Source organism: Mangrovimonas xylaniphaga, assembly GCF_001280435.1.
Taxonomy (GTDB): Bacteria; Bacteroidota; Bacteroidia; order Flavobacteriales; family Flavobacteriaceae; genus Mangrovimonas_A; species Mangrovimonas_A xylaniphaga.
In genome coordinates this window covers 1-14373 of sequence record NZ_LBIP01000021.1, presented here as the reverse complement: position 1 = coordinate 14373, position 14373 = coordinate 1, and the positions used below count along the sequence as shown (strand labels likewise).

General features: G+C 41.1%; 14 protein-coding genes and 1 pseudogene. 10 read left to right on the top strand and 5 right to left on the bottom strand.

Going from position 1 to position 14373, the window contains the following annotated elements; all coding sequences use genetic code 11:
* Positions 1-2 precede the first annotated feature (2 nt).
* Positions 3-635, bottom strand: coding sequence for a tetratricopeptide repeat protein (locus tag ZA06_RS14790; protein WP_053978276.1), 633 nt, complete (start codon positions 633-635; stop codon positions 3-5).
* A gap of 164 nt (positions 636-799) precedes the next feature.
* On the opposite strand from ZA06_RS14790, the gene ZA06_RS14785 reads away from it, so the two are divergent.
* Positions 800-1678, top strand: a complete 879-nt coding sequence (locus ZA06_RS14785; RefSeq protein ID WP_082332046.1) for a DUF1684 domain-containing protein — start codon at positions 800-802, stop codon at positions 1676-1678.
* An 88-nt stretch (positions 1679-1766) separates the two neighbouring features.
* On the top strand, positions 1767-2138 hold the full coding sequence (locus tag ZA06_RS14780; RefSeq protein WP_168155236.1) for a protease complex subunit PrcB family protein: 372 nt from the start codon (positions 1767-1769) through the stop codon (positions 2136-2138).
* 48 nt (positions 2139-2186) lie between these two features.
* Here the strand turns inward: ZA06_RS14780 and ZA06_RS14775 are convergent, their stop codons facing one another.
* The gene (locus ZA06_RS14775; RefSeq protein WP_053978273.1) at positions 2187-3119 is read right to left on the bottom strand and encodes a peptidylprolyl isomerase; all 933 of its coding nucleotides are present in this window, start codon (positions 3117-3119) and stop codon (positions 2187-2189) included.
* A 185-nt stretch (positions 3120-3304) separates the two neighbouring features.
* Here ZA06_RS14775 and ZA06_RS14770 point away from each other — a divergent pair, with 185 nt between their 5' ends.
* The gene (locus ZA06_RS14770) at positions 3305-3760 is read left to right on the top strand and encodes a hypothetical protein (RefSeq protein ID WP_053978272.1); all 456 of its coding nucleotides are present in this window, start codon (positions 3305-3307) and stop codon (positions 3758-3760) included.
* A gap of 115 nt (positions 3761-3875) precedes the next feature.
* Here the strand turns inward: ZA06_RS14770 and recQ are convergent, their stop codons facing one another.
* Entirely contained in the window at positions 3876-6077 is a 2202-nt protein-coding gene (recQ, locus tag ZA06_RS14765) for a DNA helicase RecQ (RefSeq protein ID WP_053978271.1), read from the bottom strand.
* Between the two features lie 86 nt (positions 6078-6163).
* Between recQ and ZA06_RS14760 the strand changes: the two genes are divergently transcribed.
* The 4 genes from ZA06_RS14760 to lptB all read left to right on the top strand — a co-directional run bounded on the left by ZA06_RS14760 (position 6164) and on the right by lptB (position 9156).
* Positions 6164-7129: a KpsF/GutQ family sugar-phosphate isomerase gene (locus tag ZA06_RS14760; protein ID WP_053978270.1), complete on the top strand. Its 966-nt coding sequence runs from the start codon at positions 6164-6166 to the stop codon at positions 7127-7129.
* The gene (gene tatC, locus ZA06_RS14755; RefSeq protein WP_053978269.1) at positions 7129-7953 is read left to right on the top strand and encodes a twin-arginine translocase subunit TatC; all 825 of its coding nucleotides are present in this window, start codon (positions 7129-7131) and stop codon (positions 7951-7953) included. Before ZA06_RS14760 ends, tatC begins: the two co-directional genes overlap by 1 nt.
* Positions 7946-8293 carry a carboxymuconolactone decarboxylase family protein gene (locus tag ZA06_RS14750; RefSeq protein ID WP_053978268.1) on the top strand — a complete coding sequence of 116 codons (348 nt, stop codon included), beginning with the start codon at positions 7946-7948 and terminating at the stop codon, positions 8291-8293. The genes tatC and ZA06_RS14750 overlap by 8 nt, the downstream gene beginning before the upstream one ends.
* A gap of 122 nt (positions 8294-8415) precedes the next feature.
* Positions 8416-9156, top strand: coding sequence for an LPS export ABC transporter ATP-binding protein (gene lptB, locus ZA06_RS14745; protein WP_053978267.1), 741 nt, complete (start codon positions 8416-8418; stop codon positions 9154-9156).
* Between the two features lie 112 nt (positions 9157-9268).
* On the opposite strand, the gene ZA06_RS14740 is transcribed toward lptB, so the two are convergent.
* Positions 9269-10144: a DUF808 domain-containing protein gene (locus tag ZA06_RS14740; RefSeq protein WP_053978266.1), complete on the bottom strand. Its 876-nt coding sequence runs from the start codon at positions 10142-10144 to the stop codon at positions 9269-9271.
* Between the two features lie 21 nt (positions 10145-10165).
* Entirely contained in the window at positions 10166-10900 is a 735-nt protein-coding gene (locus ZA06_RS14735; protein ID WP_053978265.1) for a CDP-alcohol phosphatidyltransferase family protein, read from the bottom strand.
* Positions 10901-11250: 350 nt separating this feature from the next.
* On the opposite strand from ZA06_RS14735, the gene ZA06_RS14730 reads away from it, so the two are divergent.
* The 3 genes and pseudogenes from ZA06_RS14730 to ZA06_RS14720 all read left to right on the top strand — a co-directional run.
* On the top strand, positions 11251-12294 hold the full coding sequence (locus ZA06_RS14730; protein WP_053978264.1) for a putative type IX sorting system protein PorV2: 1044 nt from the start codon (positions 11251-11253) through the stop codon (positions 12292-12294).
* Entirely contained in the window at positions 12294-13877 is a 1584-nt protein-coding gene (gene lnt, locus ZA06_RS14725; RefSeq protein ID WP_053978263.1) for an apolipoprotein N-acyltransferase, read from the top strand. Before ZA06_RS14730 ends, lnt begins: the two co-directional genes overlap by 1 nt.
* Before the next feature lie 275 nt (positions 13878-14152).
* Positions 14153-14373: pseudogene (locus tag ZA06_RS14720) on the top strand (universal stress protein); the annotation flags it as partial.

The following is a 14373-nucleotide window of genomic DNA, read 5'->3' as shown; positions in this document are numbered from 1 at the left end:
TGCTAGTGTTTTTCTTGACAGGATTCTGCCAGCAATTGTTCCAACCTTTGCTGCCCCCAATTGGGATGAAAAGGCGTCTCAGGTTTAAAGGTAGCAAAAAGTTCCAAGGCATGGTTTAGGTCCTTACAAAATGGTGAGGTATCCTGCCCAAAATATTTGGCACTGCCTATCTCCCACTCTGCCTTCCCATAAACCGCCCTAGGATTATCGGGTGCCAATTGTTTGGCTTTGGCATACAGTTCACTAATCTTTGCTGAGTATTTCATACCATAAGTCATCCCGTCAAACACCACCCAATTGGTCAACAAATGGGCCTGAAGCACTAAAATCTCTGGATTGTCCTTACTGATACTCTTGGCTGTATTTAAGTGCTCTTGTGCCTTGTCCAATTGCGCCTTTAACACAACAGCATCCTTTTCCTCCCAACTTTTTAAGCTGTTTATTTGGGCAATATAATAGTGGGGTAACCATTGGTCTGGTTCGGCATTGGCTATGCGTTCAAACAGGTTTTCGGCCTCAGTCCATTGATTGGCCTCCCATAAACTAAAGGCCTTTTGCATGCCCTTTTCAAAATTGGATTGTGCCTGGGTGAGACTTCCCAAAAGCAACAAAATGATGTAAAAAAAATGTTTCATGATGCTAAGTTTTAATGTTGAAACAAATATCCTGCACTTAAGGAAGCTTTTAAAAATAAGCTTACCGAACTGTAACTTTTAAAAGCTGAATTGTGAGCTTCTTCCAATTTCCCAAAAGTGAGTATCTTTAAATTTCATAACTTTCAAATCTAAAATCTCAATTCATGCGAATCCTTCTCTTCCTTTTATGTGCAGCTTTAATGTCTTGCGGACATACGTCCTCAGAAAAGAAAATTGACCAAACCTATAAAGAAGAGATTGCTGAATTTTGGAAGTCTAAAAATGAGGTAAGAAAGGACAACTATCTACAGTTATCTGGCTTGTTAAAACTTATAGATAGTAGTACTGTTTTTGGCCTGAATACCTCCAACCAACCTTCCACCAAAAAGGAAGCCCTGCAAACCATCTTTGGCAATTATACACAACTAGGTGATAGTCTCATATTCACTCCAGCTGAAACCAAAATTATTACGGTAGAGGCCGATACCATATCAGCTAGACTCCCCATGGTTTTTGATAGCTACGGAAGCTCACAAATGCTACATCAAGAGCATATAAAATGGCAAATTATTACCCGAGGGGGTAACCGCTATATTCGGGTTTGGGATGCAAAGAATCCGGCCATAGACGCTTTTAAAGGTTTTGAAACCTTCCCTTTAAATCCAAATTTTATCCTAGAAGGGCAATTTACCTATTACGACCAAACCCAAACTAAAGATGTAGCATCCAAATTAGGCTATATGCATGCCACAGATTTTGCCGGTTTTGTAAGTTTTGAATTTGAAGATAAAGAATACAAACTCGACACCGAAGCCGATGGTTTTATCATGTTAGGCGATGCCACTTCCGGCAATACCACTTATGGTGGCGGACGCTACTATGTCTTGGAAATACCAAGTACCAATGGTCCTGTTACTATTGATTTCAATAGGCTATACAATCCGCCTTGCGCCTATTGCGCCTTTACCACTTGCTTGATACCACCAAGTCAAAACCAATTGCCGTTCGAAATTTTAGCAGGAGAAACAACCAATAGATTATAATATCATGAAAAATACATGCTTCCTTATATGCACCATCGTGTTTACCTTAGTGAACTGTGGTTCAAAACCAAATAAAACAACCCAGAACATGGAATCTTTTACAATTGGGGAAGGCAGCCTCTATGGAAATGGAGACGAAGGCATTCCCAAGCAACAGATCATTATTAATACCGAAGCAGAATGGCATGCTCTAAAGGAACAAATGGATAGTGTAAATACTGTATCACAGCAATTTACTCATAAGGATGTTGATTTTAAAACCCATCAAGTTATTGCGGTATTTGAAAATGTGAAGACCACAGGAGGGTACCATATCGACCTCAATTTGGAAACTTCCAAAACCCAACGCACTATTACCGTGACCACCAAAGCGCCGGAAGGCATGGCCACCACCGTCATGACCCAACCCTTTAAAATCATGGCCATTCCACGAATGGAAACCCCCATAATATTTCAATAAAAAAAGCACCTCAATGAGGTGCTTTCCCTTTTTATATATAAGACTGGATTACTTTACATCCATCAATTCTACGTCGAATACCAAAGTAGCGTCACCAGGAATCACACCTCCAGCACCACGACTTCCATACCCCAAATCGCTAGGGATTACAAATCGTGCTTTGTCTCCTACTTGCAACAGACCGATACCTTCATCCCATCCAGCAATCACCTGACCAACACCAACGGTAAATTCCAAAGGTTGGTTGCGCTTATAGGAAGAATCGAACACGGTACCATCAGCCAATTGACCTTTATAGTGTACGGCAACAGTCTTTCCTTTTTCCGCTTTTTTACCAGCTCCCTTCTGGATGATTTGGTAACGCAAACCGCTAGCAGTTTCTTCAAAACCAGCAGCCAACTTATCCAACTCTGCTCTCTTAGCTTCACGCTCGGCAGCAATACGCTTTTCACGAGACCCTTCAAAAGTTCTAAAAGCTTCAATAGCATTAAAGTTTTCAGCAGCTTCACCTATACGGATAATTTCAACCGCATCCATAACATCTCCTTGGGAAATAGCATCAACCACATCCTGACCTTCTACCACTTTTCCAAATACGGTATGCATATTGTCCAACCAAGGAGTCTCTACATGCGTGATAAAAAACTGGCTACCATTGGTTCCAGGACCGGCATTGGCCATAGACAATACACCAGGACCATCGTGCTTCAAGTCTGGGTGGAATTCATCGTCAAATTTATACCCTGGACTTCCAGTTCCTGTTCCTTGAGGACATCCTCCTTGAATCATAAAGTCTGGAATTACTCTGTGAAATTTCAACCCATTATAATAAGGTGTTCCCTGTGGCTTTGCCGAATTTTCCAAATTTCCTTCTGCCAAGGCCACAAAGTTTCCAACCGTTCCCGGTACTTTTTCAAATTCTAAAGCAACCAATATGTCGCCTTTGCTTGTATTAAATTTTGCGTATAAACCGTCTTGCATTGTCTTTGTATTTTGTTTCGATGTGCAAAGATACTAAACTATGGTTGAAGCAGAAAGCTTCCCTAAAGAAGATGCATTGTCTTAAAGGTGAAAAACGCTTTAGAAAAACAGACGGCATTTAGCACTAATACTTTTTGGAAAGGCCTTTTTGAAAACCTAGATTTGCAATGATCTAACAGATACCTATGAAATTTTCATTTACCAAACTAAAAGCGGCCTTTGGAGACTCCAAAAACATGGAAAAATTGCACGCTGACGGTTATACCCAAAACATTATCAACGATATCAAAGACGAGCCTTTTGCAGTTGGCGCAGAGAACGTGTGCTATGCGGGCATTACCGAATTGGGAGGCTACCATTTTTTACAGACCATTATCGTTGGAAGTTTTCATATCAAAACCATCAAAGGGGCACGATTGACCATTAATGGGAAAGATTTTAAAATGGTCATGACTTCTGACATGGAAGAATTGGAATCTGAGCATTCAGACGTTTCCAATCGAAGCATCACACGCATCGATTTTGCCATTGAAAAGGAAGATATGGCTAAATTCAAAAAATCTAACATCAAAAGTTTGTTGTTGGAAGCCAAAAAACACCGCATCCCTTTTGATATCTATAAACCTTCAAAAGAAGCTTAAAACTATATCGTCATTGACTACGTCGAATTTGCGATTTCAGAATGAAGTGAAACAAAATGAAAAAACAAAAAGGGAGCCAATGGCTCCCTTTTACTATAATTTAAAGGCATGCTATTTAATTAGCTACCTCACTAATAAACTTGATACGATACAAACGTAGTTCCTCATCGTCGTAATCTCCATCAAACTCCTCGATGGCATCGGATATTTTATCGGTTTCAGAATCCATAAAATACTCATGGATTTCCTCTTGTTGGTCTTCATCCAAGATTTCGTCAATCCAATAATCGATATTCAGTTTGGTCCCCGAATATACAATGGCTTCCATCTCCTTGATAAACTCGCCCATGCTCATTCCTTTGGAAGCAGCAATGTCATCCAACGGCAACTTTCTATCCACATTTTGAATGATAAAAAGTTTTAAAGCCGAATTGGTTCCGGTACTCTTCACCACCATATCGTCAGGACGGATGATATCGTTTTCTTCCACATAACGGGCAATCAATTCGATAAAGTCCTTTCCATATTTCTTGGCCTTTCCTTCTCCAACGCCATGAACATAGCTAAGTTCTTCAATAGTCATAGGATACTTAAGGGCCATATCCTCCAAAGAAGGGTCTTGGAAAATCACAAAAGGTGGCACGCCCAATTTTTTGGCATTGCGCTTACGCAAGTCCTTGAGCATTCCCATAAGTTTTTCATCGGCCACCGCTCCTCCAGATTTGGCAGCAGTTACAATACTTTCATCGGTAGTTTCATCAAACACATGGTCTTCCGTCATCATAAAAGAGATAGGCTCCTTTAAATAAGCCTTCCCTGCTTTGGACAAACGCATCACGCCATAGGTTTCGATGTCCTTTCTTAAATAACCGGCTACCAACAATTGGCGTATCAAGGCCATCCAATAACGTTTGTCGTGATGGCTTCCAATACCAAAAAATGGCTGGTCATCGGTTTTATGTGACGCAATTAAAGCGTTGGAACGCCCAAGCAACACATGTACCAAATCCTTGGCCTTATATTTTTCATTGGTCTTTTTAACAGTTTCCAAAACAGTCACCACGTCCTCTTGGGCCTCGTGCTGTTTCTTAGGGTGGCGTACATTGTCATCCATGTCGCCTCCTTCACCAGTGGCATTATCAAATTCTTCCCCGAAATAATGAAGAATGAATTTACGGCGCGACACCGAACTTTCAGCAAAGGCAACGACCTCTTGCAATAAGGCATGCCCAATTTCCTGTTCGGCTACTGGTTTCCCAGCCATAAATTTCTCTAGCTTTTCAATATCTTTATAGGCATAAAACGCCAAACAATGGCCTTCGCCACCATCACGTCCTGCCCTACCGGTTTCCTGATAATAACTTTCAATACTTTTTGGCATGTCATGATGAATCACAAAACGTACATCTGGTTTGTCAATCCCCATGCCAAAGGCAATAGTAGCCACTACCACATCCACATCTTCCATCAAGAACATGTCTTGGTGCTTAACCCTTGTTTTAGGATCCAGCCCTGCGTGATACGGCACTGCCTTAATCCCATTTACTTGAAGTACCTGCGCTAATTCCTCTACTCGCTTTCTGCTCAAACAATACACAATCCCCGATTTACCTTCGTTCTGTTTGATAAATCGAATGATGTCCGCATCCACTTGTTTAGTCTTAGGGCGTACTTCGTAATACAGGTTTGGACGGTTAAAGGAAGCCTTAAACAGATTGGCATCCGTAATGTCCAAACTTTTCAGGATGTCCTCCTGTACCTTAGGCGTGGCCGTAGCAGTCAACCCTATGATAGGAATGTTCTCCCCTATACGTTTAATAATGTGTCTTAAATTGCGATATTCTGGTCTAAAATCGTGACCCCATTCACTGATACAGTGGGCCTCATCTACCGCCATAAAGGAAATAGGCACCGAGCGTAAAAACTCCACGGTTTCTTCCTTGGTCAACGACTCTGGTGCTACATACAATAATTTGGTAATGCCGTTAGTGATATCTGATTTAACACGGCGAACTTCGGTTTTGTTTAGTGAAGAATTCAGTACATGGGCAATGCCTTCATTGTCCGAAATCCCCCTGATAGCGTCAACTTGGTTCTTCATTAACGCAATTAATGGCGACACTATAATAGCTGTTCCATCCTTGATAAGGGCTGGAAGTTGATAGCAAAGCGACTTCCCTCCTCCGGTGGGCATGATTACAAACGTATTATGCCCTTCAACAATACTTTGAATTACAGGCTCTTGCAATCCTTTGAATTTAGAAAATCCAAAGTACTGCTTCAGCGCTGAATGCAAGTCAATTTCTTTGATACTCATTAATCCCTATTAGTATTTTATATACATTTGCATAGATTAAAGATATGAATTTCTTTAACCGCTTCAAACCATAAAATTAATAAATTTTGAACATAAAAAACGACATCCTTAAAACCGCGAAAAGAACCATTGATTTAGAGAGGGATGCTATAGATAACTTAGGCCAGCTGCTGAATGACGACTTTGCAGATGCTGTGTCTTTAATATACAATTCCAAGGGTCGTGTCATCATCACTGGAATAGGAAAAAGTGCCATTATTGCCAATAAAATTGTTGCCACCTTAAACTCCACCGGAACCCCTTCGGTATTTATGCATGCTGCCGATGCCATCCATGGTGATTTGGGGTTGATTTTGGAAGACGATATTGTAATTTGTATTTCAAAAAGCGGGAATACTCCAGAAATTAAGGTCTTGGTGCCACTGATAAAAAATGCCAAAAACAAAATGATTGCCATTACGGGCAACGAAAACTCCTTTTTGGGGCAACAGGCCGATTACATTTTAAATGCCTATGTAGAACATGAAGCCTGTCCTAACAATTTGGCCCCAACAACCAGTACCACAGCCCAATTGGTAATTGGCGATGCCTTGGCTATTTGTTTATTGGAATTACGTGAATTTACCAGCAAGGACTTTGCCAAATACCACCCAGGTGGTGCTTTGGGAAAACGTCTATATTTAAGGGTTAGCGACCTTGCGTCCTTAAACCAAAAACCACAAGTAACCCCTGAGACCAATGTAAAACAGGTGATTATTGAAATCTCTGAGAAAATGTTGGGAGTCACTGCAGTAGTGGAAAACAACAGCATTCTTGGAATCATCACGGATGGGGATTTAAGACGTATGCTTACCAAAAATGAGTCCTTCATGCACCTTACTGCCAAAGACATCATGAGTCAAAACCCAAAGCGTATCGATTCTGATGCCATGGCTGTAGATGCTATGGAACTTATGGAAGCCAATGGCATTTCACAATTATTGGTGGAAGAAGAAGGCAAATATGCTGGGGTGGTACATTTACATGACTTGATTAAAGAAGGAATTATCTAATGGCGAAAAAGAACGTAAACGAAATGTCGTTCCTGGATCACCTTGAAGATCTAAGATGGCATTTAATAAGGATTACCTTGGCCATTCTATTGGGAGGAGTTGTGGCTTTTTTAATGAGTGATTTCATTTTTGACACCATCATCTTTGGTCCAAAAAAAATGAGTTTCCCTACCTACAAATACCTTTGTCAAATCTCCCAATTTATAGGAATAGACACCACCTTTTGTGCGGAGGAGCTTCCTTTTAGGATACAAAACCGCACCATGGGCGGACAGTTTTCTGCGCATATCTGGACCTCCATTTATGCAGGTTTGGTCATTGCCTTTCCTTATATAGTATACCAGTTGTGGCATTTTATAAGCCCGGGGTTGCACCCTAACGAACGCAAACATTCCCGTGGCTTTATTGTCATTACTTCCTTGCTGTTCTTTTTGGGAGTACTGTTTGGATACTATGTGGTAACGCCCTTGTCCATCAACTTCCTTGGGACCTACAACGTCAGCGCCGAGATTTCCAACGAAATAGATGTTAGCTCCTATGTGGCATTGGTAAGATCCTCTTCCATTGCCTCTGGTTTTGTATTTGAGTTACCCATCATCATCTACTTTTTAACAAAGGTAGGTCTGGTAACGCCACAGTTCTTAAAGAAATACCGCAAGTTTGCCTTGGTGTTGGTATTGATCCTTTCAGCCATCATCACGCCTCCAGACATTGCGAGTCAAATTATTGTGGCCATCCCAATTTTGCTCCTGTACCAAGTGAGCATCTATATTTCGGCAATTGTTATTAGAAACCAGAAAAAACAAACCACACATCATGGCTGATTTAGTAAACGAATTTAACGACTACCGCAGTCGTATGAACGATAGGATCTTGGCCGACAACAACAAGATCATCAAACGGATTTTCAATTTGGATACCAATGCCTATGCGGAAGGTGCTTTGGATGTAAAAACCAAAGAACTATTGGGCTTAGTGGCTTCTGCTGTTTTGCGCTGCGACGACTGTATCAAATACCATTTGCAAACTGCCTATAACGAAGGTTTGAGCAAAGAGGAAGTAAGCGAAGCCTTGGGCATTGCCACTTTGGTTGGGGGTACCATTGTCATTCCACATTTGCGTCGCGCCTACGAATTTTGGGAAGCTTTGGAAAACCAAGAATAAGGATTTTTCATCTCTAAAATTCATAGTCCGCCAACATATGTTGGCACTTGGTGATGCGTTATATAATAAAATTAAAAATTGTAAGTTTGCCTTCTTAGAAGCAACGACGAAAAAATAAGCCTGTGAAATTAAAAGCCGAACATTTAATGAAGTCCTATAGCGGACGTAAGGTTGTAAAAGATGTTTCCTTGGAAGTGAACCAAGGGGAAATTGTTGGATTATTGGGACCTAACGGTGCTGGTAAAACCACTTCCTTCTACATGATTGTTGGGCTGATCAAACCAAATGGCGGGACCATTTATTTGGACAACACCGAAATTACCCACTACCCTATGTACAAAAGGGCACAAAACGGGATTGGCTATTTGGCGCAGGAAGCTTCGGTATTCCGAAAGTTAAGTATTGAAGACAATATTTTAAGCGTGCTGCAATTGACCAAAATGAGCAAAAAGGAACAGTTGCACAAAATGGAATCGCTGATTGATGAATTCAGCTTGGGGCATATCCGTAAAAACCGTGGGGACCTACTTTCGGGTGGAGAACGCCGCCGTACGGAAATTGCTCGCGCCCTGGCTACCAATCCTAATTTCATATTATTGGATGAGCCTTTTGCCGGAGTAGACCCTGTAGCGGTAGAGGACATTCAGCGTATCGTGGCTCAATTGACCAGAAAAAACATCGGAATTCTTATTACCGATCACAACGTACAGGAAACTTTGGCCATTACAGACCGTACCTATTTAATGTTTGAAGGAAGCATCCTAAAAGCAGGAGAACCGGAAGAATTGGCTTCCGATGAAATGGTTCGTAAAGTATATCTAGGACAAAACTTCGAATTGCGTAAAAAGAAATTGCACTTTTAAGGACTTACTATGTTGTCATTGACTGCGTCGAATCTTCGATTTCAGAAGGAGGTGAAACGTAATCAGTATCTTGCATGCTTCATTCATCCCAATGACCAAAAAACGTATTAGGTTACTTTTTCTTAAACAACTTCTTAATTACCAACACCACTGCAAGTACAAGGGCACCAATGACCATCCCCATTACAAACTCGCGCAGCATTCCCGGCCAAGACGCCAATATATGATGGTCGTGAAACCAAGGAACATTATGGGCAAAGATCCCTCCTGCCACAATCAACAAGGCCAAGGTACCAATTACCGAAAGTCCTTTAACAACTAGGGGTAACGCTCGTACCAAACCACGTCCCAAATGATACGTAGCATTGGTTTCGCCATTGCTAAGTGATATCAATTTCAAACCAAAATCGTCCATACGCACAATAAGGGCAACAATTCCATACACGCCAACCGTGGCCAAAATAGCCACTACGGATACCACGGCAATTTGCACCAACAACTCCGATTCCATCACATTCCCCAAAGCAATGATGACAATTTCAACAGAAAGGATAAAATCCGTAAGAATAGCCGATTTCACCTTTTTCTGTTCTTGAGCCAAAACTTCTTTTGGAGATTTGGCTGCATCAGAGCCTTCTTCTTTATGATGGGCATGCGGTACAAAAAACTCGTAGACCTTTTCGGCACCTTCATAAGCCAAATATAATCCTCCCAAAATCAAAATAACGGTAATCGCCACAGGCACAAAAGCACTGAGCAAAAAGGCAATGGGCAAAATAATGAGCTTGTTTAAAAAGGAACCTTTCGTTATGGCCCATAACACAGGAAGTTCTCTGGACGACACGAACCCAGAGGCCTTTTCGGCATTCACCGCCAAATCGTCCCCCAAAATTCCAGCAGTCTTTTTTGTGGTAATCTTACTCATTACCACAACGTCATCCATTAACGCAGAAATATCATCCAATAAGGCAAAAAAACCTGAGGCCATACATGTAAATCTTTAAAATAATTAAGCGTTTTTGCTAAACACCGACAATAGAATATATAAGGCAATCACTATGGGGATTGCTACAAACTGCAACAACAGTAACAGTACTAAACTAATCAGCAGAAAGCTATAGCGTACTTTATTAGCAGCGAAGCTCCAGTCCTTCGTTTTCAAAGCAAACAATCGAATGGACGAATTGAGCATATAGCAACTAAATACAGAAAACAGAATCAAAAACCAAGGATTCAGAATCAATTGGCTTAGCCATGCAGTGCTTTGAAATTCCAGCATTAAGGGTAGAGATAGAATCAATAACGCATTCGCCGGAGTTGGTAAGCCTTTAAAGGCAGTTTGTTGTTCGGTATCAATATTGAATTTCGCCAAGCGATAGGCAGACCCCAAGGTTACCAACAGGCCTACCAGAGCCAATGGCGCAAAGGCTACCCCATTAAAATCGGTCACGGCATTCCATTCTGCAGGCTGCTCCGAAGCCAAGGATATAGACAGTAATTTGTACATCACCAAACCTGGAACCAAACCACTGGTAACCATATCGGCCAAAGAATCCAACTGCAGTCCCAATTCACTGCTTACGCCTAGTTTTCGAGCTAAAAAGCCATCAAAAAAGTCGAAGAAAATCCCCAAGAACACACAAAAGGCCCCAGCTACAAAATTACCGTGTACCACAAAAAGCACGCCTACACAGCCGCTAAATAAATTCAATAAAGTAAATAAATTGGGTATATGCCGCTTCATATTCTTGGCTTAGTTTTGTGTAAAAATAGCAACTATTTTGAAATGTTTCTAAGGAAATAATTTCCGCTTTTATGGATTTTGTAGCCTAATAAGCAATATTCATAAGAAACAAACACACAAACCTTCACATATCAATGCCTTACAATATAACATTTCCTTGAAAACATAATCCTACAGACCGTGCTACAGCTGCCGAAATTTTAAGGAACAAAAAAAGAACCTCCTAAACTTATCTACTCTATATAACTCCCACACAATAAGTGTGGACATTTGTTGTTTAATAGGTTAAAAATATTGTGCATCTTTGTAAAAATTTTTTGCTATTGAAAAACTATATCGGGCTTTTTTTGATGTTGGTTTCCTTTGGAGCCCTTGGGCAAACCGCTAGAAAATACTCCAATGAATTTATGAATATCGGGGTTGATGCCGCAGCGCTGGGTATGAGTAATACGGTGGTGTCCTTCACTTCCGATGTAAACTCTGGATATTGGAACCCCGCAGGATTGACCGCTTTGGAAGACAACCAATTGGCCCTGATGCACTCCAGTTATTTTGCCAATATTGCCAATTACAACTATATGGCCTTTGCCATGCCCCTCGACACCGAAAGTGCTGTTGGAATTTCCCTGATTCGTTTTGGGGTTGACGACATTTTGGATACTACTCAATTAATAGACGATCAAGGAAATATCAATTACGACCGTATCAAACGCTTTTCTACGGCCGACTACGGAGTCACCTTTTCCTATGCCCGTAACCTGAAACTTAAAGGCTTCAGTTACGGTATCAATGCAAAAGTCATCCGTCGTATCATTGGCGATTTTGCCTCCTCTTGGGGATTTGGCCTCGATGCAGGACTACAGTTCCAAACAGACAAAGATTGGAAGTTTGGGATAATGGCTCGCGACATAACTACTACTTATAACGCTTGGGCTATCGATAAGGACAAGTTCAACGATATTAGTGAGGCTGTGGAAGGTCAAAACCAAAGTCTTCCGGAAACAACCGAAATCACCATCCCTAAATTACAGGTGGGCGTTTCCAAAAAGTTCGTCTTTCACTACGACTATTCTTTGGTAACGGCTTTAGATTTGAATGTGCGTTTTGCAGAAAACAACGATATCATCTCCTCCTCCTTTGCCAGTATCAATCCTGCTTTTGGATTTGAATTTGGCTACACCGATTTGGTGTTTCTAAGGGGAGGTCTTGGGAATTTCCAAAACGAAACTCAGTTTGACGATTCCCAAACCACGACATTCCAACCCAATTTTGGAGTAGGCTTTAAATACCGAGGCATACAAATAGACTATGCCTTTACCGATATAGGCGACCAAAGTGCCGCCTTATATTCCAATGTATTTTCCCTAAAACTCGATTTTAGTATCTTTAGATAGTGCAAAAACCAATTCTTGCCATAAGCTCCGGACTACTCTTGGCCCTCTCATGGCCCACCTATGGCATGCCTTTGTTATTATTTGTGGCCTTTGTGCCATTATTGGTATTGGAGCATTCTCTAAGAAATTCCTCTTCAAAAGGCAAGCGATTAAAGTTGATGGGCTATGCCTATCTTAGTTTTGTTATTTGGAATTTTATCACAACCAATTGGTTGCGTTTTGCCGATGTTTTTGGAGCCAGTTTTGCCATTTTGGTCAATTCTTTATTGATGACCATGGTCATCCTACTCTACCACACCATCGCCAAACGCAGTTCGCAGAATAAGGCGCTTCTATTTTTGATAACCTTATGGATCTGTTTCGAAAAATTACATTTGGGCTGGGAATTCTCTTGGCCGTGGCTGAACCTTGGTAATGCCTTTTCCCAACACCCTTCTTGGATCCAATGGTATGAATATACGGGAACCTTCGGAGGCACCCTTTGGGTATGGCTTGGCAACCTGATTACCTTTAAAGCCTATTTGGCCTACCAAGAAAAAGGTAGAAAAGCCCTAAAAAAACCTGCAATAGGACTGGCTACACTCATCCTTTTACCAATTGGAATATCTCTCGTTCGCTACTTTACCTTTTCATATGAAGGAACCGCTGTGGAAGTGATGGCCTTGCAGCCCAATATCGACCCTTATAGTGAAAAATACCATACAGCCAACGACAGTATCGCCCAGTTACTTTTAAAGTTGACGGATAAGAACATTACAGACAAGACTACTTTGATATTGGCCCCCGAAACGGTATTTGCCGATAATGTACGTTTAAAGCAGTTCCCAAATGCACGTTTCAAATCGGTATTGGATGGCTATGTAAAACAGCATCCCCAGGTTAATTTCTTGACGGGTATATCTTTTATAGATGTCTTCGGGAATCCTGCCAAAGTGCGCTCTGAAACCAACCAATTAAGGGACGATCTTTGGTATGACGACTACAACTCAGCCATCATGCTCAATGCATCAGACAGTGTACAATTTTACAACAAGTCCAAATTGGTAGTGGGAATTGAAAATTTCCCTTATCAGGAAATCCTAAAACCCTTGATTGGCGATGTCATGATCGATTTGGGAGGAACCGTAGCCATGAAAACCACACAAAAGGAGCGCTCGGTATTTACCACCTCCGATGGTAACACCAAGACTGCCCCTATCATTTGCTACGAATCGGTATATGGTGAGTTTGTCACAGGCTATGTCCGAAATGGCGCCAACCTCCTGGCCATCATTACTAATGATGCCTGGTGGGGAGAAACCCAAGGTCACAAACAGCATTTAAGCTATGCCCGCCTTCGCGCCATCGAAACCCGTCGTCCTGTGGTACGCAGTGCCAATACAGGGATTTCGGCCATAATAAATGCCAAAGGAGATATCGAGGCTACCCTACCCTATAATACCCAAGGCGCACTCACCGGAACCATCACCACCAACAATACACAAACCTTTTACACAAAGGCAGGCGACTATATTGCGCGTATCAGTTTGTTTGTTATGATTGGATTGTTTTTGATCACTATGTTCAGAAGACCTAGAATATAAAAAATGTTTAAGCAATGTCAACTCCAAGCATTACAAGAAGATTATTCACAAATTGTTAAAAACCTGTTTTACAACATATTGAAAATCATATGCATAACTATTCACATAAAACCCGATAAGACATTTTTTTATAACTATCTTAGTGTCAGTTAATAGCAGTATCTTCAAAAAGCCTTTCCGTTATTCATTTTATAGAGGTTGATTAGTGTTCGGAAGGGCTTTCTTGTTTTAGCATTGCATTCACTTAATTTCTTCCGTCTACTAGACAGCGAATCCTGGATTTCATCAAAGATTATGAATTCGATAATTACACCTTGAACATCTATAACGACTCCTCAGTAGAAAATGGCATTCTTAATTTCTCCAAGGAAATCAATGCCGATTTAATTGGAATCAGCACACACGGCAGACAAGGAATTGCCCATTTCTTTAATGGTTCGATCAGTGAAGATTTGGTCAACCACGCAAAACGCCCCGTAATTACTTTCAAAATATA